The sequence below is a fragment of the Enterococcus sp. DIV1375a genome (assembly GCF_051712205.1).
Taxonomy (GTDB): Bacteria; Bacillota; Bacilli; order Lactobacillales; family Enterococcaceae; genus Enterococcus; species Enterococcus faecalis.
On record NZ_JBIOOM010000001.1, the window covers coordinates 847,253 to 869,919 of the forward strand.

The 22,667-nt window shown below is 36.8% G+C and carries 17 protein-coding genes, 1 other RNA gene and 2 pseudogenes; 13 read left to right on the forward strand and 7 right to left on the reverse strand.

Annotated elements, in window-relative coordinates:
* The first annotated feature begins 69 nt into the window (after nt 1–69).
* The gene (gene srtC, locus IGJ63_RS04205) at nt 70–924 is read left to right on the forward strand and encodes an Ebp pilus assembly class C sortase (protein WP_002371340.1); all 855 of its coding nucleotides are present in this window, start codon (nt 70–72) and stop codon (nt 922–924) included.
* A gap of 67 nt (nt 925–991) precedes the next feature.
* On the opposite strand, the gene IGJ63_RS04210 is transcribed toward srtC, so the two are convergent.
* On the reverse strand, nt 992–1,285 hold the full coding sequence (locus IGJ63_RS04210) for a hypothetical protein (protein ID WP_002358125.1): 294 nt from the start codon (nt 1,283–1,285) through the stop codon (nt 992–994).
* A 193-nt stretch (nt 1,286–1,478) separates the two neighbouring features.
* Between IGJ63_RS04210 and IGJ63_RS04215 the strand changes: the two genes are divergently transcribed.
* The 3 genes from IGJ63_RS04215 (at nt 1,479) to IGJ63_RS04225 (ending at nt 2,723) form a co-directional block, all read left to right on the forward strand.
* Nucleotides 1,479–1,682 carry a DUF378 domain-containing protein gene (locus tag IGJ63_RS04215; protein WP_002381996.1) on the forward strand — a complete coding sequence of 68 codons (204 nt, stop codon included), beginning with the start codon at nt 1,479–1,481 and terminating at the stop codon, nt 1,680–1,682.
* A 358-nt stretch (nt 1,683–2,040) separates the two neighbouring features.
* Nucleotides 2,041–2,553: an enterococcin EntV gene (entV, locus tag IGJ63_RS04220; RefSeq protein ID WP_002408606.1), complete on the forward strand. Its 513-nt coding sequence runs from the start codon at nt 2,041–2,043 to the stop codon at nt 2,551–2,553.
* Nucleotides 2,538–2,723, forward strand: a complete 186-nt coding sequence (locus tag IGJ63_RS04225; RefSeq protein WP_002382094.1) for a hypothetical protein — start codon at nt 2,538–2,540, stop codon at nt 2,721–2,723. Before entV ends, IGJ63_RS04225 begins: the two co-directional genes overlap by 16 nt.
* 133 nt (nt 2,724–2,856) lie before the next feature.
* Here IGJ63_RS04225 and ssrA read toward each other — a convergent pair.
* Together ssrA and IGJ63_RS04235 are read right to left on the reverse strand one after the other, a co-directional pair.
* Nucleotides 2,857–3,223: a transfer-messenger RNA gene (gene ssrA / locus IGJ63_RS04230) on the reverse strand.
* 138 nt (nt 3,224–3,361) lie between these two features.
* Entirely contained in the window at nt 3,362–3,667 is a 306-nt protein-coding gene (locus IGJ63_RS04235) for a DUF898 family protein (RefSeq protein ID WP_002360604.1), read from the reverse strand.
* A gap of 334 nt (nt 3,668–4,001) precedes the next feature.
* Here IGJ63_RS04235 and IGJ63_RS04240 point away from each other — a divergent pair, with 334 nt between their 5' ends.
* From IGJ63_RS04240 to IGJ63_RS04250, 3 genes are all read left to right on the forward strand, one after another.
* Nucleotides 4,002–5,885, forward strand: a complete 1,884-nt coding sequence (locus IGJ63_RS04240; RefSeq protein ID WP_438745986.1) for a collagen binding domain-containing protein — start codon at nt 4,002–4,004, stop codon at nt 5,883–5,885.
* Between the two features lie 124 nt (nt 5,886–6,009).
* Nucleotides 6,010–7,605, forward strand: coding sequence for an ATP-binding cassette domain-containing protein (locus IGJ63_RS04245; RefSeq protein WP_438745988.1), 1,596 nt, complete (start codon nt 6,010–6,012; stop codon nt 7,603–7,605).
* Nucleotides 7,606–7,673: 68 nt separating this feature from the next.
* Nucleotides 7,674–8,405 carry a class I SAM-dependent methyltransferase gene (locus tag IGJ63_RS04250; RefSeq protein ID WP_101731958.1) on the forward strand — a complete coding sequence of 244 codons (732 nt, stop codon included), beginning with the start codon at nt 7,674–7,676 and terminating at the stop codon, nt 8,403–8,405.
* On the opposite strand, the gene IGJ63_RS04255 is transcribed toward IGJ63_RS04250, so the two are convergent.
* From IGJ63_RS04255 to IGJ63_RS04270, 4 genes and pseudogenes are all read right to left on the reverse strand, one after another.
* Nucleotides 8,406–8,807: a YxeA family protein gene (locus IGJ63_RS04255; RefSeq protein ID WP_101731957.1), complete on the reverse strand. Its 402-nt coding sequence runs from the start codon at nt 8,805–8,807 to the stop codon at nt 8,406–8,408.
* A 110-nt stretch (nt 8,808–8,917) separates the two neighbouring features.
* Nucleotides 8,918–10,270: an amino acid permease gene (locus IGJ63_RS04260; RefSeq protein WP_101731956.1), complete on the reverse strand. Its 1,353-nt coding sequence runs from the start codon at nt 10,268–10,270 to the stop codon at nt 8,918–8,920.
* A gap of 170 nt (nt 10,271–10,440) precedes the next feature.
* Nucleotides 10,441–10,626: a hypothetical protein gene (locus IGJ63_RS04265; RefSeq protein WP_002358046.1), complete on the reverse strand. Its 186-nt coding sequence runs from the start codon at nt 10,624–10,626 to the stop codon at nt 10,441–10,443.
* A 180-nt stretch (nt 10,627–10,806) separates the two neighbouring features.
* Nucleotides 10,807–11,081 (reverse strand): annotated as a pseudogene (locus IGJ63_RS04270) (hypothetical protein).
* 369 nt (nt 11,082–11,450) lie between these two features.
* On the opposite strand from IGJ63_RS04270, the gene IGJ63_RS04275 reads away from it, so the two are divergent.
* The 6 genes and pseudogenes from IGJ63_RS04275 to addA all read left to right on the forward strand — a co-directional run bounded on the left by IGJ63_RS04275 (nt 11,451) and on the right by addA (nt 22,667).
* On the forward strand, nt 11,451–12,212 hold the full coding sequence (locus IGJ63_RS04275; RefSeq protein ID WP_002365495.1) for a (Fe-S)-binding protein: 762 nt from the start codon (nt 11,451–11,453) through the stop codon (nt 12,210–12,212).
* Nucleotides 12,213–12,224: 12 nt separating this feature from the next.
* A pseudogene (locus IGJ63_RS04280) lies at nt 12,225–13,698 on the forward strand (LutB/LldF family L-lactate oxidation iron-sulfur protein).
* The gene (locus IGJ63_RS04285; RefSeq protein ID WP_002361597.1) at nt 13,691–14,410 is read left to right on the forward strand and encodes a LutC/YkgG family protein; all 720 of its coding nucleotides are present in this window, start codon (nt 13,691–13,693) and stop codon (nt 14,408–14,410) included. The pseudogene IGJ63_RS04280 and the gene IGJ63_RS04285 overlap by 8 nt, the downstream one beginning before the upstream one ends.
* A 220-nt stretch (nt 14,411–14,630) precedes the next feature.
* Nucleotides 14,631–15,179 (forward strand): signal peptidase I, encoded by a 549-nt coding sequence (lepB, locus tag IGJ63_RS04290; protein ID WP_002358039.1) that lies wholly within the window; start codon nt 14,631–14,633, stop codon nt 15,177–15,179.
* Nucleotides 15,180–15,289: 110 nt separating this feature from the next.
* Nucleotides 15,290–18,880 (forward strand): PD-(D/E)XK nuclease family protein, encoded by a 3,591-nt coding sequence (locus IGJ63_RS04295; protein ID WP_438745991.1) that lies wholly within the window; start codon nt 15,290–15,292, stop codon nt 18,878–18,880.
* Nucleotides 18,873–22,667, forward strand: coding sequence for a helicase-exonuclease AddAB subunit AddA (addA, locus tag IGJ63_RS04300; protein WP_002379319.1), 3,795 nt, complete (start codon nt 18,873–18,875; stop codon nt 22,665–22,667). Before IGJ63_RS04295 ends, addA begins: the two co-directional genes overlap by 8 nt.

Consider the following 22,667-nt stretch of genomic DNA (forward strand, 5'->3'; position numbering starts at 1 on the left):
TTAGAAAAACAAAGAGCCTGGGCCAATCACTGTCCCAGGCTCTCATGCTTTATTTTTAAGGAGGAAGCAATGAAGTCAAAAAAGAAACGTCGTATCATTGATGGTTTTATGATTCTTTTACTGATTATTGGAATAGGTGCATTTGCGTATCCTTTTGTTAGCGATGCATTAAATAACTATCTGGATCAACAAATTATCGCTCATTATCAAGCAAAAGCAAGCCAAGAAAACACCAAAGAAATGGCTGAACTTCAAGAAAAAATGGAAAAGAAAAACCAAGAATTAGCGAAAAAAGGCAGCAATCCTGGATTAGATCCTTTTTCTGAAACGCAAAAAACAACGAAAAAACCAGACAAATCCTATTTTGAAAGTCATACGATTGGTGTTTTAACCATTCCAAAAATAAATGTCCGTTTACCAATTTTTGATAAAACGAATGCATTGCTATTGGAAAAAGGAAGCTCCTTGTTAGAAGGAACCTCCTATCCTACAGGTGGTGCGAATACACATGCGGTCATTTCAGGCCATCGTGGTCTCCCTCAAGCCAAATTATTTACAGATTTGCCAGAATTAAAAAAAGGCGATGAATTTTATATCGAAGTCAATGGGAAGACGCTCGCTTATCAAGTGGATCAAATAAAAACCGTTGAACCAACTGATACAAAAGATTTACACATTGAGTCTGGCCAAGATCTCGTCACTTTATTAACTTGCACACCGTATATGATAAACAGTCATCGGTTATTAGTTCGAGGACATCGTATCCCATATCAACCAGAAAAAGCAGCAGCGGGGATGAAAAAAGTGGCACAACAACAAAATTTACTATTATGGACATTACTTTTAATTGCCTGTGCGTTAATTATTAGCGGCTTCATTATCTGGTACAAGCGGCGGAAAAAGACGACCAGAAAGCCAAAGTAGTATGACGAAAAGGCTAAACATACTAAAAAAAAGAGTAAAAAAATAGCTTTTCAATTTTTAATCCTCCTTATCGTGCATAATTGAACCAGAGAAACAGAAGTATTAACGAAATAACTAAAAGAGCAAGCCCTGAATAAAAAGCGACAAAAGGCCAATCAATCGATTGTTTAAATTCCTGCCAAGTTTGGATTTTTCTGTTTTTTTTCGCGCTATCCTCAAGCGTGAGTAAATAATTCAATAGTAAGAGGAGCAGCAACACCGTGAAATCATTTGTGGTAAAAAGCACATGTAAAAATAGAATGACAAAGACAACACGGGATAACACTCGATTCCGCAAAATTAAAAATAACTTAGCACGCATAATAAACCACCATTTCTTATCAGAGATAATGACTCTGTTTTTGTCTACTCTTTAGTTATATCATAAAATTCTTAATAATGAAAAAATGATTCGAGAAAATAATTGAAAAAATTTTTTTCCTGAATCATTATTTTCGTAAATAAAGAATAAACGTGTTACTCTTGGCTTATCAAATTTGGAAGGAGTGTTAAAAATGAAATATCTGGATATTATTGCTTTAATTTTATTGATTGTCGGAGGTTTAAACTGGTTATTAGTTGGTGCATTTAATTTTGATTTAGTTGCAACAATTAGTGGCGGTGCAACCACACCATTAGCAAAAATTATCTATATTATTGTCGGAATTTGTGCGATTTATTCTATTAAGTTTTTAGCTCCTTTGTTCCGCGAACCATAGGATTGATTTAAAAGATTTAGATAACGTGAAGTTATTTTGACTTAGTAATTGAGAGTTTCCTTGAGAAAGGGGACTCTTTTTTTATTTTCTATATTCGTTTCAGAAGGTTTAGGCAAGCTCAAAAAATATTTCAAGAGAGCAGCGTTGTTTTCAAAATAGAACCTAGCATTACCTCGAACGTACCTCAAATAACCTGTGTCTTTTTTTGAATCATTAGTTCAAATTGATGTGATCACTAGTGAGAAAAATCAGCTCTAGGATATATAGGAAAATATAAGCATCAAATAGGGATTTTGATGATAAATTATCTTTTTCCTTGTTATGATTATAACAAGGAAAAGAAAGTAGGGATTTATTTATGGAATTACAGGTGACAAAAAAGGCTAAATTTTTTTGTTTGGCGATGGCATTACTAATGACATTAGGTATTTTTATCAGCGCTGGTACAAGTGTTTATGCATCTGACCAGCTAGAGGATTCAGAAGTTGAGGCTGTAGCAAAAGGACTGGAAGAAATGTATGCGAATGGAGTGACGGAAGATAACTTTAAAAACTATGTCAAAAATAATTTTGCTCAGCAAGAGATTTCTTCAGTTGAGAAGGAGTTAAATGTAAATATTTCTGATGCTTCAACAGTAGTTCAAGCGCGTTTTAATTGGAATGCATTAGGAAGTTGCGTTGCTAACAAAATCAAAGATGAGTTTTTTGCAATGATTAGTATCAGCGCAATTGTAAAAGCTGCACAAAAGAAAGCCTGGAAAGAATTAGCAGTGACTGTATTACGCTTCGCTAAAGCCAATGGTTTAAAGACGAATGCTATTATTGTAGCTGGACAACTAGCTTTATGGGCAGTTCAATGTGGGCTAAGCTAATGAATTTAAAAGATCATGTTACGGAAATAGTAATTACTTTTATCATCGCTTTTGTGTATACTTGGATAGATTCAGGAAAAATTGAAATCTTAAAAACTCTTTTGATAACAATAATATTTTTAGCCATGTTCTATGCAATACCCAAAATCACCAATAGAAAAAGAAAATGAAGTTGTTTTAGAAAGATAATGTGATAGGAAGTGTAAGAGGAGGTAACGAGCCTTCTCTTGCTTATAGAAAAAAGAGCTAAAACCTTTATTTTATAAGGTTTTAGCTCTTTTTTGTTTTTCTCTACTTTTCTAAAAATGGAGACGGCGGGAGTCGAACCCGCGTCCAAACATGTTGCCACTTAAATCTCTACGTTCATAGACACTCATTTAAAGGTTCGCTTTACAGCGTGCCGAGTGACAGGCATTCTGTATTGCTAGTCTGGTAAGCTCCTCTAAATTTTACAGACGGAAAAATTTAGCGTATCCCACTTCGATTAGGACCCTGACCCGAGCACATGGGCGATGCCGGGAGGATCTTCGCTAGCTGGTTTTTAGGCAGCTAAAGCGAAAGAATTGTTTTCGTTTTTAGCAGTTATATTTAACTGTAACGTTTTAACGTAGCCGTAACCTACGAAACGCAATTCAAGCTCAACTATGCCTGTCGAATCCGTAACGCCCCCGAAATAACATGAGTATCCCTTGATACTTATCAAAGTATAGCATAAATTCCTTGTTTTTTCAAAGAGTAGGATAACACTCTGTTAGATATTCATAAAAAGAGGAAGGATGGACCATAACTCAGTTCATCCTTCCTCTTTTTATGAAAGTGTGTGGGTATGTTTTGTAATCCATTGTTGCAAACGGATATTCAACCAAAAACCATAAATTCCTAAAGTAATTATAGTTAATAAAAGCCATTTAATCCAATGACCGAATAATTGCATAGCTGTACCGTCAAAATAAAGGCGTTTACCATCAATAACGGTATGCTTGATTTTCCAGTTGTACATCATACAAATTCCCCAAGGTGCGCAAATGCCTAATGTAAAGACAGTAATCAAGGTTGCTAAAATTGAAGTCCCGATATACGTTGCTAAACCACCGTCAAAATATGAATTTTTCATTCTTTTCCTCCTTATCTCATAAACTTTATTATAACAAGAATAAATGGCCTGGGAAACAAAATGAGGATGAAATAAGTATTTTTATTCATTATTGATGTGAAATATGTTATTTATGCAACTCAAACTTGGCAGCATGAGATATTTTGTAACAAATGTTATCTAATGTAACTACCATAATAAAACGTTTTCCTTAGGAAGTGAATTAGAAATTTAAAAAAAAGGCTACTTAAATGAGCATTAATATTGTACGAGACATATCTTTTTGCTATTGTCAACTTCTGAAAAAGACCACTAAGTGGAAAAAATAAGAGAAAAGAAGGGTGAATAATTTTTTATGACAAAAAGTGTAAAATTTTTAGTGTTACTGTTGGTAATGATTCTACCAATTGCGGGGGCGTTATTGATTGGTCCAATTTCGTTTGGCGCCGAATTGAGCAAAAGTCCAATCGTTGACAAAGTAGAATTAGATCACACTACTTTATATCAAGGGGAGATGACCTCAATTAAAGTATCTTTTAGTGACAAAGAGAATCAGAAAATAAAACCTGGAGATACTATTACTTTAACTTTACCAAATGCATTAGTTGGAATGACCGAGAACGATGGCTCACCACGAAAAATCAATTTAAATGGTTTAGGGGAAGTTTTTATCTATAAAGATCATGTTGTAGCAACATTTAACGAAAAAGTTGAATCTTTACATAATGTGGATGGGCATTTTTCTTTCGGGATTAAAACGCTTATCACCAATAGTTCGCAACCGAATGTAATAGAAACGGATTTCGGAACAGCAACGGCGACTCAACGTTTGACGATTGAAGGAGTGACTAACACAGAGACTGGCCAAATTGAGCGAGACTATCCGTTTTTTTATAAAGTAGGCGATTTGGCTGGAGAGTCAAATCAAGTACGTTGGTTTTTAAATGTGAACCTCAATAAATCCGATGTCACAGAAGATATTTCAATTGCGGATCGACAAGGAAGTGGTCAACAATTAAATAAAGAGAGTTTTACATTTGATATTGTGAATGACAAAGAAACTAAATATATTTCACTTGCCGAGTTTGAGCAACAAGGTTATGGCAAAATTGACTTCGTAACAGATAATGACTTTAATTTACGTTTTTATCGGGATAAAGCACGCTTTACTTCCTTTATCGTCCGTTACACTTCGACAATCACAGAAGCAGGCCAACATCAAGCAACATTTGAAAATAGTTATGACATCAATTATCAACTAAACAATCAAGACGCAACGAATGAAAAAAATACATCACAGGTTAAAAATGTTTTTGTAGAAGGCGAGGCAAGCGGCAATCAAAATGTGGAAATGCCAACAGAAGAAAGTCTAGACATTCCTTTAGAGACAATAGATGAATGGGAACCAAAGACACCTACTTCGGAACAGGCAACAGAAACAAGTGAAAAGACAGACACAACAGAAACCGCAGAAAGCAGCCAACCAGAAGTTCATGTCTCACCAACAGAAGAAGAAAATCCAGATGAAGGTGAAACACTAGGCACGATTGAGCCAATCATACCTGAAAAACCAAGTGTGACAACTGAAGAGAATGGCACGACAGAAACTGCAGAAAGCAGCCAACCAGAAGTTCATGTCTCACCAACAGAAGAAGAAAATCCAGATGAAAGTGAAACACTAGGCACGATTGAGCCAATCATACCTGAAAAACCAAGTGTGACAACTGAAGAGAACGGCACAACAGAAACCGCAGAAAGCAGTCAACCAGAAGTTCATGTCTCGCCAACAGAAGAAGAAAATCCAGATGAAAGTGAAACGTTAGGTACAATTGAACCAATCATACCTGAAAAACCAAGTGTGACAACTGAAGAGAATGGCACAACAGAAACGGCAGAAAGCAGTCAACCAGAAGTTCATGTCTCACCAACAAAAGAAATTACTACAACTGAGAAAAAACAGCCATCCACAGAAACAACTGTGGAGAAAAATAAAACTATTGCATCAAAAAATCAACCACAAATACTAAACGCTCCATTAAATACATTGAAAAATGAAGGAAGCCCACAGTTGGCTCCCCAACTGCTTAGTGAACCAATTCAAAAATTAAATGAAGCAAACGGGCAACGAGAACTTCCCAAAACAGGCACAACAAAAACACCGTTTATGCTAATAGCAGGAATACTGGCAAGTACATTTGCCGTTTTAGGTGTAAGTTATCTACAAATCAGAAAGAATTAACAATAGAAAAGCCATCCAGCTTTCGCTGGGGGGCTTTTCTATTATCTGGAGATAAATTGCTGATAGGCGCCAATCAAAAACTATGCTACAGTAAGGTATATAATGCTCGAAAAGGAGGGAGTAAATGACTAAAAAAATATGGTCGCACTTTCGGAAACGCTTCACTTGGTACATTTTGATTGGTGTGATTGTTTCATTATGTAGTGCTTTAGCAATTTATTTTTTTCAACAGTTGTTAGATCATTATCAAAAAAGTTTCCAACTAGGGTTGTTAGTAGCGTATGGAACGACAATTATTTTAATTCCGCTATTGTCTTACTGTGAACAGAAACCGAAAGCTTACTTAACTAATGGCATCTATTTCTATTTGAAGAAATTAAGTTTAATAAAAATGAGCAAGATTTCCTATGAAGAATATCTAAAACTGGGAGCGGGAGCTTTACTACAAAAAGTAGAAGTTGGTGCAGCAGCTGGGAGAAATATCCACTTGAATTTTTATGGGCGCTTATTTCGAGAGCTAATTCCAGAGACGTTATTTAATTTGTTTTTCATAGCATTGATTGATAAAAAATTACTGCCAGCAATTCTAATTGGTTATGTGATTGTATTTATTTTAACCAAAACGCTTTTGAAAACGCTACAAAAAATGAAAGAAAAAACACTTATTTCTGAAGAAGCAATGAATGCTACTTTGATACGAGGGATGACCGAACTAGTAACTTTTAGAATTAATCGAAAATATAAAAAAGAGATTGAAAATTACGCGTTAATGGCAGAGGAAAATAGTCAAAATATAACAAAAATGACTATGATCCATGAATTTTTCTTTGGCTTTTTTGCCTTTTTAGTAGCACTAATCAAAGTAAGTATTGTCGTACTTAGTTTTACTAACGTCGTGACGCTAAGTTTAGGTGGACTTGTAGCGATAGTGATGTATATCGATCGAATTTATACGTCGATAGCCATATTTAATGTTTTATTTGTTCAATATAATTTGGATAAAGTAGCCTATCAGCGCTTGGAAGATTTTTATAAAAAAGAAGATGATCCTGATTTAGCGGTTCCAGGCAAAGCGTTACCTGAAATTCAAACAATTTCATTAAAAGATGTGTGTTTTAGCGTAGATAGTCAAACGATTATGTCCCAACAAAATCGACAATTTTCAATGAACAAAACCTATGGCTTGATTGGAAAAAGTGGGACAGGCAAATCTACCCTGATTAAATTGATTTTAGGATTATTGAAACCGACAGAGGGGACAGTTTATGTGAATCAATTTCCTCTAACACAATTCAATTTGGAAGATTATTATGAAAAAGTTTTTTATTTATCGCAAGATGTGCCAATATTTCAAGGAACGTTAAAAGAAAATATTGTATTGAATCAAGAAATTTCTGATGAACAAGTAATTGAAGCTATGTATCGTTTTCAGTTGGGGGAACTTTATGAACGGTTGCCGGAAGGTTTAAACACTATTGTGAGTGAAAAAGGAATGAATTTTTCTGGTGGCGAGAAACAACGGATTGCTTTCACGCGCTTAGCATTTACACAAGCAGAGATCCTTATTTTAGATGAGGCGACTTCTGCATTGGACGAAAAGACCGAAGAAAAAGTGTTACAAGAAGTACAAAAATTTACCCACAATAAGTTGACTATTTTGGTTACTCATCGACCTAAAACCCTGCGATTTGTAGATGAAATTATTGATTTAAATGAGTGAACTGTTAGCTCTTTGGCGCTTCTTTTGCTACACTTTTTATAAGAATTGAGAGAAAGGGGCAACTGTTGATGAATAATAATGAGCAAGAATTAGCGGAATTTTGGGATGAATTTGCAGAAGAATATGAAGAAATTCAACAAGAATCGCCATTTCCAATTGCTCGAGAATTACGTGATTTCTTGGTCCAAGAAGGTCTTTTTCCGTGTCAGACATTTCTGGATATCGCAGGTGGGACGGGACGATATTTACCTTTTTTTCAAGAGCAAGTCACGGAGTATACGCTAGCCGATATTTCTCAGAGAATGTTGAAAATTGCGGAAGCAAAAGCACAAAGCAACGTTGTTTTTCTTCACCAAAGCCAAGAAAGACTGATTGAGACTGGGAAAAAATTTCAAGTCGTTTTTTCAGCCATGAATCCTGCTTTGGATACGCCGGAAAAAATTAATGCATTGTGCCAATTAAGTGAGGAATGGTGTCTTATATTTCGGCTAGTGGAAGAGCAAGATTCGTTATTTTCTCCTTTTGAGCAAGAGAGCAACCCGCAGTTAAATTGGATGGCAAAATACAAAGCATTTCTAAAAAAAGAACAGCGACCTTTTTTCACAAAAAAATTTTTCTTTGAAGCATCAGAAGCTATTTCAAAAGACTTTTTCCGCAACTATTTTGAAGAACAATGGTCAGTTCCAATTTTAGAACAACGCATACAAGAAATTTTTGGTTCTCATGAAATTAAGCAAAATCAGCGTACCATTATTTATGAATTAATTGTTATTCCATGTAAAAAAAACAACCAGCGATGACTAATTATCGCTGGTCGTTTTTCGGTTATTTAATTGTGCGAAAGCTTTTTCTGGAATCTCTTTTTTATCAATTTTGACAGGAGATTTGATGATTCTTTTTTTACTAATGGTTGCTTCTATGTAAGCATTTGGTTCCAAAGGTTGAGGATTTTTGTCTGTCCGTTCGTAGTCCATAACTTGCGTTTTTCCATTACTTTTAACAAAAGTTAGTCGATAGTGTAAAGAATATTGGCCATCTATGCTTTTTTGATTGTCATCTACTGTTTGTTTTCGTTCAGGAATTTCTAGAGGAACTTGTGCATAGGCTTTTTCACTCTTATATGTATCTGCATAATAACGATAGCCTGTATAACCACCAACAATGAATAAGCCAATAAATAAAATAGCGCCGATTTTTTTCATTTTTTCTCCTCCTAACAATTTACAAAAATAGCATAGCAAAAGAAGAAGGAGATGGAACATCGAAAAAACGAACAGTTATCTTACAAAACTGTTCGTTTTTTTTGGTCTATTTAGCTTTCATCAGAGAGTAGAAAGGAATCATTTTTCTTACGATAACTAAAGAAAATAACAAAGTACAGTAGACCTGTTAAAAGAGTGACGCCTAACGAATTTGTAAATAAGATGCCAATAAAGATGAGTCCTAAAATGATTAAAGCAAGGAGATTAATACTTTTTTCAAAGAGAGACCCTCGTTTTAAAGACAGAACAAACGCCGCAGCGCTAATTAAAATCCAAATTAGCAAGACAGTGTAAGAGAGAGAACCGGCTAAGTAACCAAATAATTCATCGCCAACAAAATAAGAAAGAATAACGCCCAGATATAAAACACTTGCGCAGAAGAAAACTGAACGTTGAGGTACTTGGTGCTTGTTTAAAACCGCTAGTTTACTCATGGGTCCTTTTTTATTTTTTAAGCGAAAATATAAAAGGCGAGAAGAGGCGTATACCCCAGAATTAATAGAAGAAAACAAGGCTAAAATAATCACAAAATTTACGATGTCAGCAGCAAAAGGAATATTCATTTTTTCAAAAACCATAACAAATGGACTCACCGTTGTGCTTGCTAATGTATTCCAAGGGAAAATAATCAAAAGTAAGAATAATGGAATGATATAGAAGGAAATAATCCGTCCCATCACACCACGAATCGCTTTAGGAATGGCTTTTTTAGGATCATCTGCTTCACTGACAGTGATCGCGATTAATTCTGAACCGCCATAAGAATAAATAACTACTAATAAAGAATTAACAATACCTTTCATGCCATGTGGGGCGAAGCCACCATGCTTAGTGATGCTTTGTAAAGTAGGGAAGACACCACTGCCTAGCATTTGTTGTCCCACTAGATAAACACCAAAAATAATTAACAAAATGATGACACTAATTTTAGCAAACGCCAACCAATATTCTGTTTCTGCAAATAAACGAACCGAGTAAAGATTAATGAGCGTCGTTAAAATAGCTAAAATAAAAACAAAAAACCAAGCAGGAATATTAGGAAACCAAAGTTGTAAAAAGGAAGCTGCGGCAACCGCTTCTGCGATAATATTAATTGTCCACATGGAATAATAAACCCAATCAATAAAGTCAGCAGAATGTGCACCTAAAAATGGTCGAACTAAGCCAGACAAACCATGATGTGTGTCTCCGCCATCTAAAACGAGTTTTCCTAAACCACTCATGACGATGAAGAGAACAGCACCGCCAATTAGAAAGGCGATTAAAACAGAAGGACCAGCAATACCAATTGCTTCGCCACTTCCTTTAAAAAGACCTGCGCCAATCGCTCCCCCTAAGGCTAACATCGTAATGTGGCGCGAGCTTAATTGTTTTTTTAAGGTTGTTTGTTGTGTTTCACTCATAGGATTCTCCTTTAATTGAAAAAAATAATATGAAAATAACTTTCTTTATTATATACAATTTTCTGACAATTACAACTATTCTGTCAATGAAAATGAAAAAATAAGTGAAAAATATTATGAAAATAAAAAAATCGAGCAATTTAAGTGATTAAAATCGCTCAATTTTTTTATTAATTTTTATTTTTTAATAGAGTCATAATTGTTAATGGAACAGTAATGACTACATAGCCGATGATACTAGCCACTACTAAATAAGCTATAGGACTCGAGAAATTAAATAAGTCCGTTAAAAGTATTGCGACAATCATTGAAATAGCATAACAAATGAATAATTGAATAAACCGCTTTGCAGACAAAAAATCACCTCTTCCTAATTAGTTAAAGTCTCTTTTCAATCATTTAGTATACACCTGAAAAGAAGAATAAACTATCATTAATTAAAAGAAAAAGTGAAACCACTAGCGGATTTTTTGTTCAGCTGATTATCTTAAGAATTAGAAAATGGGACATAAGTCATCTCGACTTATGTCCCATTTTCATTTATGACGTTGGCTTCGTGTAAATTGAGAAGTCTCGTCCTCTCTAGTGGTTGATTGCTGTGTTCGTTGTACGGCTTGCTTTTCTGGCTCGCTCTTTTTTGCAACATCAGTCACAACGTTTGGCTTCTGAGAAGGGGGAACAGTTGTTTTTTTGTTTAAAGTTGGCGTAGTTCTTTTTGTTTCTTTTTATTATTTTTATCATTTCCAGTGACTGTCAAATAGATAATCAGAAAAATCATTAGGATCGTTGCAACAATTAATAGAATAAACATGTTAAATGAAATGAACATGCATGGCCCTCGTTTCTCGTTTTTTCTTAGTTTACCAAAATTTCAAAATTTCGTCACTCTTTTCTTCAGAAAAAACGAATTTCAAAGGGGTTAAAAGAAACTTTTATAAAAAAGCCTCCTTTTTTGTGTGAAAATGCACAAAATTTCTGGAATCGTTTGCTGTTAAAACCAGATACTGGTAAAATAATTATTGTATAAGAATCATTTTAAAAAACGATTTTTGTTACAAATAACGTATTTGTTGAAAAGGCACTGTGAAGTAGTTAGAGACGACAGCCAAGTGACTTTTAATGACAGCCGCCCAATTAATTTCATGGAGCCTTTTCGTAGAAAACGAGGAGGTTATTTTGCGTGAAAGTGAGTATATTTTCGACATGCGTGGTGGATTTACTTTTTCCAAATGTAGGGCAAGCAATGGTAGAGGTTTTGGAACGTTATGGCTGTGAAACGGTTTTACCAACAAGCCAAACGTGTTGTGGTCAGCCAACGTACAATAGTGGCTATGTGACAGAGAGCACGACAACGCTTAAGAATCAAATTGATAGTTTTGACGGTGCCGATTATGTGGTGGGACCTGCGGGGTCTTGTGTCGGCATGATGAAAGAATACCACAAATTTTTAGCAGATGATCCTATTTATGGACCAAAAGCACAACGTTTAGCTGAGCGAACTTATGAGTTTAGTCAGTTTCTTTATCGTGTCTTAGGGGTCAAAGATGTTGGCGCAACGTTACATGGGAAAGCCACTTATCATCGTTCTTGTCATATGACGCGAATTTTAAATGAACGAGAATCACCCTTTGTTTTGTTGGATCATGTGAAAGGATTAGAAATGATTCCTTTAGGACATCTTGAAAATTGTTGCGGATTTGGCGGAACGTTTTCAGTGAAAATGCCAGCTATTTCTGAACAAATGGTGACGGAAAAAATGAACGATGTGATTGATACAGGCGCAGAAATTTTAATTAGTGCGGATATGGGTTGCCTGATGAATATCGGGGGTAAATTCAATCGTGATGGGAAAAAGATTAAGATTATGCATATTGCAGAAGTCCTTAATCACGAAGTGGATGAAGCACGCATGGATCAACCGCAAATCATATCGGTAGGGTAAGGGGGAAGAACTGTGGGATTATCAACGAGCAATAAGCCGTTAAGTGAACGAATTGAAGAAAGTAAAAAAGATGTGTTTATGCAAAAGGCTGTCGCCAAAGCACAAGATGCCCAATGGGAGAAACGAGAAGGTGCGCGGGAAGCTTTAGGCAATTGGCCACAATGGCGTGAACTGGGAGAACAAATTCGCCAACATACAATTCAGTATCTGCCTGACTATTTAGAAGAGTTCAGTGATAACGTTGCCAAACGAGGTGGCAAAGTCTTTTTTGCTCAAACCGCCGAAGAGGCCAATGAATATGTGAAGCAAGTGGTTCTAGAAAAAAAGGCGAAAAAAATTGTGAAATCTAAATCAATGGTGACGACCGAAGTCGATATAGATCCAATGTTATTGGGATTAGACGATGTTAGTGTGATGGAAACAGATTTGGCGGAATTCATTTTACAAATGGATGACTGGGATGAGCCGTCACATATTGTTTTCCCAAGTATTCATAAAAATCGCGAACAGATTCGTCAGGTTTTTGCGAAAAAATTAGGGGTATCAAGGAGATAATGACCCGGTAAATTTGGCACGCTGTGCACGAGAAGTGATGCGCAAATTCTTTTTGGAAGCGGAGATTGGCATTACAGGTTGTAATTTCGCTATTGCGGATAGCGGCTTAATTAACTTAAATACAAATGAAGGAAATGCTGATTTGACCATCAGTATTCCTAAGACACAAATCGTGTTAATGGGGATGGAAAGAATCGTACCAACAATGCGTGAAGCAGAGGTTTTAGATAACCTTTTAGCCAGAAGTGCCGTTGGTCAAAATTTAACAACGTATGTGACGTTTGCCGGGCAAAAAAATGCGGATGAATCCGATGGTCCAGAAGAATTTCACGTGGTCATTTTGGATAACGGACGTTCAAAAGCGTTAGGAACAGCCTTTCAGCCAGTCTTACAGTGTATTCGTTGTGGGTCTTGTCTGAATGTTTGTCCGGTCTATCGCCATATTGGAGGGCACGGTTATGGCTCTATTTATCCAGGACCAATTGGTGCTGTGCTTTCTCCAATTTTAGGTGGATATAAACAGTTTGGGGAATTGCCTTATGCATCTAGTCTTTGTGGGGCATGTACGGAAACGTGTCCTGTGAAAATTCCATTGCACGAATTATTAATTGAACATCGTAAAGTGATGACCGATGATCTGAAAATGAAACATGGATTCGAAGATTTCCAAATGCGTATGGTAGGCAAAGCCACTGGTTCACCAGCAATGTTTAAAGCAGCCATGAAAGTCGATCATGCTGCAGTGGGCATTTTAAGTAAACAAAAAGACATTACTGTTGAAAACATGTACAATCATGGGGGCTACCTTGATAAAGGACCAGGGTTAGTAAAAGGCTGGACCGATGTTCGTGATTTGCCAAGACCACCAAAATCTTCAGAAAACTTCAGAAGTTGGTTCAAAAAACATCAAGAAGGTGAAAAAAATGACTAACGAAGCGATTCAAAATCGAGAACCTTTTTTACAAAATCTACGAGAAAAATTAGGCGTAGAAAAACAGCCTGTTTCGGCCCATCCATTTGAGCCAGTTAATCATTTACCAGAAGAACAGTTGGCAGATAAAACACCAGCAGAGCTATTAACGATTGTGAAGGAGCGTGTGGAAACGATTCACACGAACTTAGTGGAAACCACACAAGAAAATTTACTGACGACGATTCAGCAAATTGTTGCTGAGTTTGGTGGGGGCAATCTTTTATTGCCAACAGATGCACGTTTTGAAGCCTATGGATTAGCTGATTTAGCTAAGTCATTAGAGGCTGTTTCTGTTAAGCAATGGCAACCTGGAAGTGAGCAACGAGAAGCGAATATTCAAACAGCTGCTCAGGCAAATATCGCGATTGCCTTTGCTGAGTTTTTACTAGCTGAATCAGGAACGATTGTGGTGGAGTCCAATGCGGGACAAGGCAGAGCCTTACATTTTTTACCGAAGCATTACATTTCAATTATACCGTTTAGCAAACTCGTTCCACGTTCGACTCAGCCAGCAGCTTTTTATACAGAAAAAATAGAAAAAGGCGAAAAAATTGGCTCAGCGATTCACTTTATTTCAGGGCCTTCTAATTCAGGAGATATTGAAATGCAACTGGTTGTCGGGTTGCATGGTCCTTTAGAAGTTTGTTACGTGGTTGTGATGGATCGCTAAAACGCTAGAAGCATAATCAATTCAGCCCTTTTTAGAATTGATTATGCTTTTTTTATGAGCAGGATCAAAAAAGTAAGAATCAAATTTGAAAGAAATACGTTTTTTTTCTGACCATTTTGTAAAAAAAGCGTACATAAAAATTAATTGGGTGTTAAGCACTATAGGATTGATTTACTTTGTGGTAGAATATGAGACATAAGATAATAAGGTTTTTGGAGGAATGAGTTTGAAATCAAAAGAATTAATTAAAACAGTCGTCTTTTTTGCCTGTTTAGCTTTGGGTCTGTTTTTACTGAGACAATTTGTATTTACGCCTGTCGTAGTGAGAGGTCATTCAATGGATCCAACGTTAGCAGATGGTGAACGGGTAATTACGTTAAAAAACACAGAAATTAATCGTTTCGATATTATTACTTTCCCAGCGCCAGATGAACCAGATAAAAATTATATTAAACGTGTGATTGGTTTACCTGGAGATACAATTGCGTACAAGGATGATACGTTGTACATCAATGGAAAAGAAGTTGACGAACCCTATTTAGATGAATTTAAAAAAGCCTTAACAGATGGTCAACCTTTGACAGGCGATTTTTCATTAAAAGAAAAAGTACCAGCAGATAGCTACTTTGTTTTAGGTGATAATCGACGGAATTCAAAAGACGGTCGTGTCATTGGTTTTATTCATAAAAAAGATATTTTGGGTGAAGTGAAATTTGTGATGTGGCCATTCTCACGGTTTGGTCCAATACCAGAAGTATCAAAACAATAAAAGAGACAATGAGTAAAAGAGAAGGACGGAAATGTGTAAAAACAAACACATGTTTCCGTCCTTCTTTTGTGGTAAAATAAAGGCAGTGCAAAGGAAAAGGATGTGAAACCATGAGTGTGCAGTTTATTAGAGGAACCGCCGTGGCAGACTTAGAAGCGCCACTTATACAGGCGACAAAACAATGGCTAGAGGAAGACGCACAGCATGAAGTATTCTATTTAGTCCCGAACCATATTAAGTTTGAGCAAGAAATTCAAGTCTTGCAAAAGTTACGTCAATTACAGACAACTACGTCTGATTCAATAACCAGTACCCGTCTGCAGGTTTTTAGTTTTTATCGTTTGGCTTGGTACTATTTACAACATACACCTTTTTACTCGGCAGATGTTTTATCTGATGCAGGCGCTGCGATGATTTTCCGCAAAATTTTAGTAGAAGTAGAAGAAGAGTTAAAAATTTTTAGAGGTGAAATTAACAAGCCTGGCTTTATTCAACAACTATTTCAGCTTTATCAAGAAATGCGCGAAGGCAATATTGAGATTGCGGAGCTTTATCCATTTTTAGAAAAACAAACGGAGAACCCTAAAGGGCAAGATTTACAACTTAAGTTTCAAGATTTAACGTTAATTTTTACGCGATTCCAATTGCAAATGAGTCAGTATGGCTATGAATCAGCGGAGATTATTCAACATTTAAGCGAGTATTTACAAACGGTTGATTTGTCGAATGTTCAATTCGTTATTTCAGGCTATCAGCAGTTTACTGCCAGAGAATTAAAGTTGATTGAAGTGCTAATGGCGCAAGCAGGTTCTGTGAAAGTAGCCCTCGTATTGGACAAACAATATCCGCATGACTTACCTGATCCGCGGTCGTTATTTTATGAAGCGGGACAAACCTATCATCAGCTTTATCAACTAGCAAGACAGAAGCAAATCCCGATTCTTTCAGATTATGTGGAAAAGAAAGAGGTATTAATTACAAATCCAGACTTGCAAGGATTAAACGATTATTGGATTCAATCGCAAGAACACCTGCCTCCATTAAGCACAACTGACTGGAGGGGCGATGGCTTATTTCTGTGGCGTGCTGAAAACGTTAAAGAAGAATTAACACATGTTGCAACCGAAATTCGCCGTTTAGTGGTGGAAGAAGGGTATCGGTACAAAGAAATTCAGGTGTTGACTCGTGATTTAGATTGTTATGAAAATTTATTAGAACCGATTTTTGCGGAACACGAGATTCCTGTTTATGTCGACCGAGATATGGCTATGGATCGGCATCCTTTAGTCGAATGGATTGAATCTTTATTTGCTATTCATTCGTACAATTATCGTTATCGTGATGTGCTCCGTTTTTTGAGAACGGAATTATTTATGCCAATGAATCAACACGCTACTTCTGAAGAAAGCTTGACTGATTGGTTAAACCAACGGAACGCTTGGCGCAGAAAAGTTGATATTACCGAAAATGTAGTCCTGGCATACGGCTATGAAGGTTATTATTGGTCACAAGAAAAAGATTGGGAATTTATTCGGTATGATTTTGAAGCGGAAGAGCAAGAAGATGTCGCTACGATGGAAGAAGAGTCAAATGCGATTCGTCAATCGCTTCAACGGCTGCTACCTAGTTACTTTCAAGCAATGATAAGTGCCAAAACTGGTTTGGAAGCAGCGACCGTCTTCTATCACTTTTTACTGCAAAGTGGTGTGGCAACACAATTAAAAATGTGGCGCTTACAAGCTATCGAAGCAGGTCAACTAGAAACAGCTCGTAACCATGAACAGACTTGGGATGCATTGATGTCATTACTAGATGAATACGTCACTGTTTACGGAGAAAGTTCGTTTGATTTTACAACGTTTCAAGAAATATTTGTTAGTGGCTTGGAAGGTTTGCACTATAGTAAAGTGCCGACAGCGATTGACCAAGTACAAGTTCGCGCAATGGATTTAACTCGACCTGGCGCTGCCAAGGTTACTTTTGCTATTGGGATGACGGAAGAAATTTTTCCACAAAAGATTGAAAATAAAACACTATTGTCTGATGAAGAACGTCAGACAATCAATGATACTTTAACGGAAAACCAATATTTACGTGGGACAACTGGGCGCAAAATTGCGCAAGAACCGTTTGTTGCGTATCTCGTCTTTTCTTCAGCGCGAGAACGGTTATATTTAACCTATCCAAGTGTTAAAGACACCGCTCAAGAAGTCAAACCGTCTCCTTATTTTAAAAATATCCAAAAAGATTTAAACTTGCCCGTTTTTGAAAAAAATGAAACAACCATTTTCGATGATGAAACGACCAGTTTAGCCCATATTAGTACGTATCGGACGTTAATCGGTGAATTAACGCGTTTGAAAAGACAACGGAAAGAAACACAAGAAGGATTGTTGCCTTTCTGGTTAAATATGGAAAAAGCGCTAATGAACCAATCAATTGCGCCGCTAGCCAAGCAAGTTTTCGAAAGTTTAACGCATCAAAATATTCCTGAAAAGATTGATGAGGTGTTAGCAGAACCTTTATATGGTAAAGATATTTATACATCCGTTTCTCGGATGGAGAGTTTTTATCGCTGTCAATATCAATACTTTTCTCGCTATGGCTTACGTTTGAAAGAAAGAGATGTCTTTGGGCTTTCGCCAGCAGCTACAGGGGAATTTTTCCATGAAGCATTGGATCAGTTCTTTAAATTATTGATTATGAATCAACGGAACTTATCTGAATTAACCGATCAGGAAGTCAATTTATTGGCGGAGGAAGTACTAAATAGTATTTTAGGGGATGCACGTTTTTCTGTATTAACGACCTCTAGTCGCATGAACTATATTCGCTATCAATTGAGTCAAACAATTAAAAAAGTCAGTTGGGCGCTGAAACGCCAAAGCCAACGAAGTGGCATGACGACTGTTCAAACGGAAGTGTTATTTGGCCAAATTGCCGCTAAAAAAGGAATTTCTGGTTTGGAATTACCATTAAAAAATCAAGGGAAAATTCATGTTCGGGGAAAAATCGACCGGATTGATCAATTGGTTACACCCGAATCAACCTATTTAGGTGTGATTGATTATAAATCGAGTCACCGTAAATTTAATATGACAGAAGCGTATTACGGCTTAGCCATGCAAATGCTGACGTACTTGGATGTGGCTTTAATGGATGCTGTGCAATTAGTTGGTCAAGAAGCTAAACCTGCTGGCTCACTTTATCTGCATGTACACAATCCTACGTTATCTTATGAAGGCAAAGACGACATTGAACAACAAATGCTTAAAAAATATCAGTTTGATGGTCTTTTGATGAAAGACCCAGATTTATTGGATCATTTAGATACGAGTCTGCAAGCTAAACAAAGTTCGTTGCTGTTTCCGATTGAAGAATCCGCCAAAGAACAAATTAAACCTGGTCGTCGCCAAGAAGATAAATTTGTGACAGAACCAGAATTAGGCGCGTTGCTTTCCCATAACCGAAATAAATTTATTGAAGCGGGGAATCAAATTATTGGCGGCGAAGTTCAACTTAATCCCGCTTATCAAGGCAAGGAACGGATTGCTTGTCGCTATTGTCCGTTTCGAAGTGTCTGTGATTTTGATGTGATGTTAAAAGAAAATAATTATCATCGTATTGAGAATTTATCCAAAGAGGAAATTATGGCGCGCTTGTTAAACAAAGATGAGGAAGGAGCAACCGAAGATGAGTAAAACAATTCCACTACGTCCAGCCAATGAGCAATTCACCGACAGTCAATGGCAAGCGGTGTTTGATGGCGATGAAAATATCTTAGTTTCTGCTTCGGCTGGCTCAGGAAAAACCACCGTTTTAGTCCGCCGTGTCATTGAAAAAGTCAAAAGCGGCGTCGATATCGATCGTCTCTTGATTGTGACGTACACTGAAGCCGCCGCCCGTGAGATGAAAGAACGTATCCAAGTGGCTTTACAAAAGGCAATGAATGAAGAACAAGATCCAGAAAGAAGACGGCATTTTTCTCGTCAAATTGCTCTTTTGCCAACAGCCAATATCAGCACGTTACATGCCTTTTGTTTAACTGTTATTCGTCGTTTTTATTATTTAATTGACATAGATCCAGTTTTTCGGATGTTAACAGATGAAACAGAAACATTGTTATTAAAAGAAGATGTTTGGGATGCATTACGTGAACAATTTTATGCGGAAAATCAAGAAGAATTTTACCAATTAACAGCGAATTTTTCCAATGATCGTAGTGATGACGGACTCACTAACTTAATTTTTTCTTTTTATGAATTTGCCAAAGCCAATCCTGATCCAGAGGCGTGGATTAATGGCTTAACACAAGCCTACGAAGTAGGGGATCAGCTAGGCGAATCAACGTTATTTCAGACGTATTTAAAACCGCTAGCCGTTGAGACGTTACAACGAACTCTTCAGCGTTACGAAGAAATGGTGACCTTAACAGAGGGCGAAGAGAAACTTCAAAAGATTTGGTACTTAGCTCAAAATGAAAAGGAACAAACAAAACAATTTTTACAATTTTTAGAGAGAAATGATTTAGAAAGCGCCTATAATTTGACTGAATTGTTAAGCTTTGACCGCTACCCAACAGTTCGTGCCGAAGAGTTGAAACCGACCGCGGAACAAGCCAAACAGTTGCGAGAACAAAATAAAAAAGCGTTAAATGATTTGAAAAAGCAACTGTTTACACTTTCTCCAGATGCCATGAAACAAGTCTTGAAAGAGGCCACGCCCATTGTTCAAGAAATGGCTCACGTGGGGAAAAAATTTATGGAGGCCTATGGCGCAGAAAAACGGCTTAAAAATTTAGTGGATTTTAACGATTTAGAACATTATACGTTAGCTATTTTAGCGAAAAATCAGGCAGATGGCTGGCATGCATCAGAAGCCTCGGTTTACTATCGAGAAAAATTTGATGAAGTGTTAGTCGATGAATACCAAGATATCAATCAATTACAAGAATCTATTTTGTATTGGTTGCGCCGCCCGCTTAGCGCAGAAGGAAACCTTTTTATGGTAGGAGATGTGAAACAGTCTATTTATTCTTTCCGCTTGGCAGATCCTACATTGTTTATTGAAAAATACAATCAGTATGGGCAAGGCAAAGAGGGCAAACGAATTATTCTAGCTGAAAATTTTCGTTCCCGCAAAGACGTTTTAGACTTTACGAATTTAGTATTTAGTCAATTAATGGATGAGCGAGTGGGCCAAATTGCTTACGATGAGTCAGCTGCTTTGGTTCATGGTTTTGATCAATTTTCGGAGGCGGCTGATTATTCAACTGAATTGCTAATTTATGAAAAAAAAGCAACAGAATCAGTTGAATTTCCAGAATTACAATCTCCTGAGTTGTTGATTGAAGATAAGACAGAAGGGGAACTTTACGTTACTGCTTTGAAAATTCGTGAATTAATTGACCAAAATTTCTTAATTTATGATAAAAAGCTGAAAACGGATCGACCGATTACTTATCAAGATATTGTCTTATTAACGCCTACAAAGAAAAATAATTTAACTATTTTAGATGTTTTTAAATCATTAGAAATTCCAGTTCAAGTCAATGATGCTCAAAATTATTTCCAAGCAACGGAAATTCGTACAATGATTGCCTTGCTTCAATTGATTGATAATCCCTATCAAGACATTCCTTTGGCAGCTGTGTTACGTTCACCAATTGTTGGATTAAAAGAAAACGAATTAGTGCTTATTCGTTTGGCTAATAAGGAAACCAGTTACTACGAAGCATTTTTAACGTTTAATCAAAAGATGGAACCAACCATGGAGGAAGCAGTTGTTCAGGAAAAAACTATACGTTTTGCTGAATCATTAGAAAAATGGCGGGAACAGGCTCGACGCAACCAGCTTAGCAACTTGCTGTGGACGATTTATCGGGAAACGGCCTACCTTGATTATGTTGGCGGGTTGCCTGTTGGTAAACAACGCCAAGCCAATTTATATGCGTTGGTCGATCGGGCCGCGGCGTATGAAAAAACAACCTTCCGCGGATTATTTCAATTTGTTCGCTTCATCGAAAAAATGCAAGAAAAAGACAAAGATTTAGCGGAACCAGTCGTTTTAAGTGAAGAGAATGCCGTACGCGTCATGACGATTCACGCTAGTAAAGGGTTAGAATTTCCGGTGGTATTCGTTTTAGATATGACCAAAGAATTTAATGTCAGTGATTTGAATGAACGCTATATCTTTGAAGAAAATTTAGGGGTAGGCATTCGTTATTTACAACCTGAAGAACGAGTTATGTACGATACTTTACCATTTTTGGCGATTAAACAAGTACGATTGAGAAAATTACTATCTGAAGAAATGCGGAAGCTATATGTGGCGTTGACACGTGCAGAACAGAAACTTTTTCTGGTGGGCTCCTATAAAGACCAAGCGGCGATGTGGAAAGAGTGGCTGAAAGTTGGCGATGTAGAAACACTGGTGCTACCAGCTGAAAATCGCTTGCAAAGTAAAAGTAGTTTAATGAATTGGGTTGGGATGACATTGGTACGCCATCAAAAAGCCGATGAATATCAGCAAGAAGTAGTAGTAAGTAACGTTCCGCAAGTCAAAAAGCACCCAGCTAACTTTCATATTCAGTGGTTCAACGAAGAACAACTACGAGCAGCCATTCAGCAATTACAATTGCCAGAAAGACAAGCAGAGGATTTAGCCGAAAAAGCGCAATTATCTGCTGACAAAATCAATCGTGGTCTTGCACGGTTAAGTTTCAATTATCCGTTTGAAGTGGCTACTCGGACCACCAGTTATCAGTCTGTTTCTGAAATCAAGCGAGTATTTGATGACCCCGATAACAAAGAAATTGGTAAAATTGAGGTTCGGGAAGACAATACTATTCAAGCGCAACCGTTGATTGTCAATCGAATGATTGAAGGAGATTTAAGTAAGCCTAAATTTTTAGATACGGTTCAAGCGCCCTCAGCAGCTGAAATTGGGACAGCAACCCATTATTTATTACAACTAATTGATTTAAGTAAGCAACCTTCTTACGAGGAAGTGCGAGCTGTTCAAGAACGCTTAGTGGAAAATAAATTGATTTTACCAGCAATTGCTGAAAAAATGAATCTGGAACAAATCGTGGCCTTCTTTGATACCGCCTTAGGAAAACAATTGATTCAACACCATCAAACCGTTAGAAGGGAACAACCTTTTTCTATGCTGATTGAAGCAGAAGAGCTTATTCAAAATTATCCAGAAACGACACAAGATGATTTATTAATTCATGGGATTATTGATGGCTATATCGAATTAGACAATCAATGCATTTTGTATGACTATAAAACCGATCATGTAAAAGGCACCTCTCCCCAAGCGATTTCTGAAATTGTCGAACGGTATCGCGGACAGATGAATCTTTATCGTAGAGCGCTACAAGAGGCAACGCATAAAGAGGTGTCGCACGTCTATTTAATTTTATTAAATGGAGGAGTAATTATTGACATGCAGACAGGAAATGTTGTAGATTTTATAAAGTAG

Coding starts and splice junctions, on each gene's coding strand:
- lepB (WP_002358039.1), top strand. CDS start 14,631: ATGAGTTTGAAATCAAAAGAATTAATTAAAACAGTCGTCTTTTTTGCC.
- IGJ63_RS04225 (WP_002382094.1), top strand. CDS start 2,538: ATGTGGGCTAAGCTAATGAATTTAAAAGATCATGTTACGGAAATAGTA.
- addA (WP_002379319.1), top strand. CDS start 18,873: ATGAGTAAAACAATTCCACTACGTCCAGCCAATGAGCAATTCACCGAC.
- IGJ63_RS04295 (WP_438745991.1), top strand. CDS start 15,290: ATGAGTGTGCAGTTTATTAGAGGAACCGCCGTGGCAGACTTAGAAGCG.
- IGJ63_RS04235 (WP_002360604.1), bottom strand. CDS start 3,667: ATGAAAAATTCATATTTTGACGGTGGTTTAGCAACGTATATCGGGACT.
- IGJ63_RS04210 (WP_002358125.1), bottom strand. CDS start 1,285: ATGCGTGCTAAGTTATTTTTAATTTTGCGGAATCGAGTGTTATCCCGT.
- IGJ63_RS04250 (WP_101731958.1), top strand. CDS start 7,674: ATGAATAATAATGAGCAAGAATTAGCGGAATTTTGGGATGAATTTGCA.
- IGJ63_RS04285 (WP_002361597.1), top strand. CDS start 13,691: ATGACTAACGAAGCGATTCAAAATCGAGAACCTTTTTTACAAAATCTA.
- IGJ63_RS04255 (WP_101731957.1), bottom strand. CDS start 8,807: ATGAAAAAAATCGGCGCTATTTTATTTATTGGCTTATTCATTGTTGGT.
- entV (WP_002408606.1), top strand. CDS start 2,041: ATGGAATTACAGGTGACAAAAAAGGCTAAATTTTTTTGTTTGGCGATG.
- IGJ63_RS04215 (WP_002381996.1), top strand. CDS start 1,479: ATGAAATATCTGGATATTATTGCTTTAATTTTATTGATTGTCGGAGGT.
- IGJ63_RS04260 (WP_101731956.1), bottom strand. CDS start 10,270: ATGAGTGAAACACAACAAACAACCTTAAAAAAACAATTAAGCTCGCGC.
- IGJ63_RS04245 (WP_438745988.1), top strand. CDS start 6,010: ATGACTAAAAAAATATGGTCGCACTTTCGGAAACGCTTCACTTGGTAC.
- IGJ63_RS04240 (WP_438745986.1), top strand. CDS start 4,002: ATGACAAAAAGTGTAAAATTTTTAGTGTTACTGTTGGTAATGATTCTA.
- srtC (WP_002371340.1), top strand. CDS start 70: ATGAAGTCAAAAAAGAAACGTCGTATCATTGATGGTTTTATGATTCTT.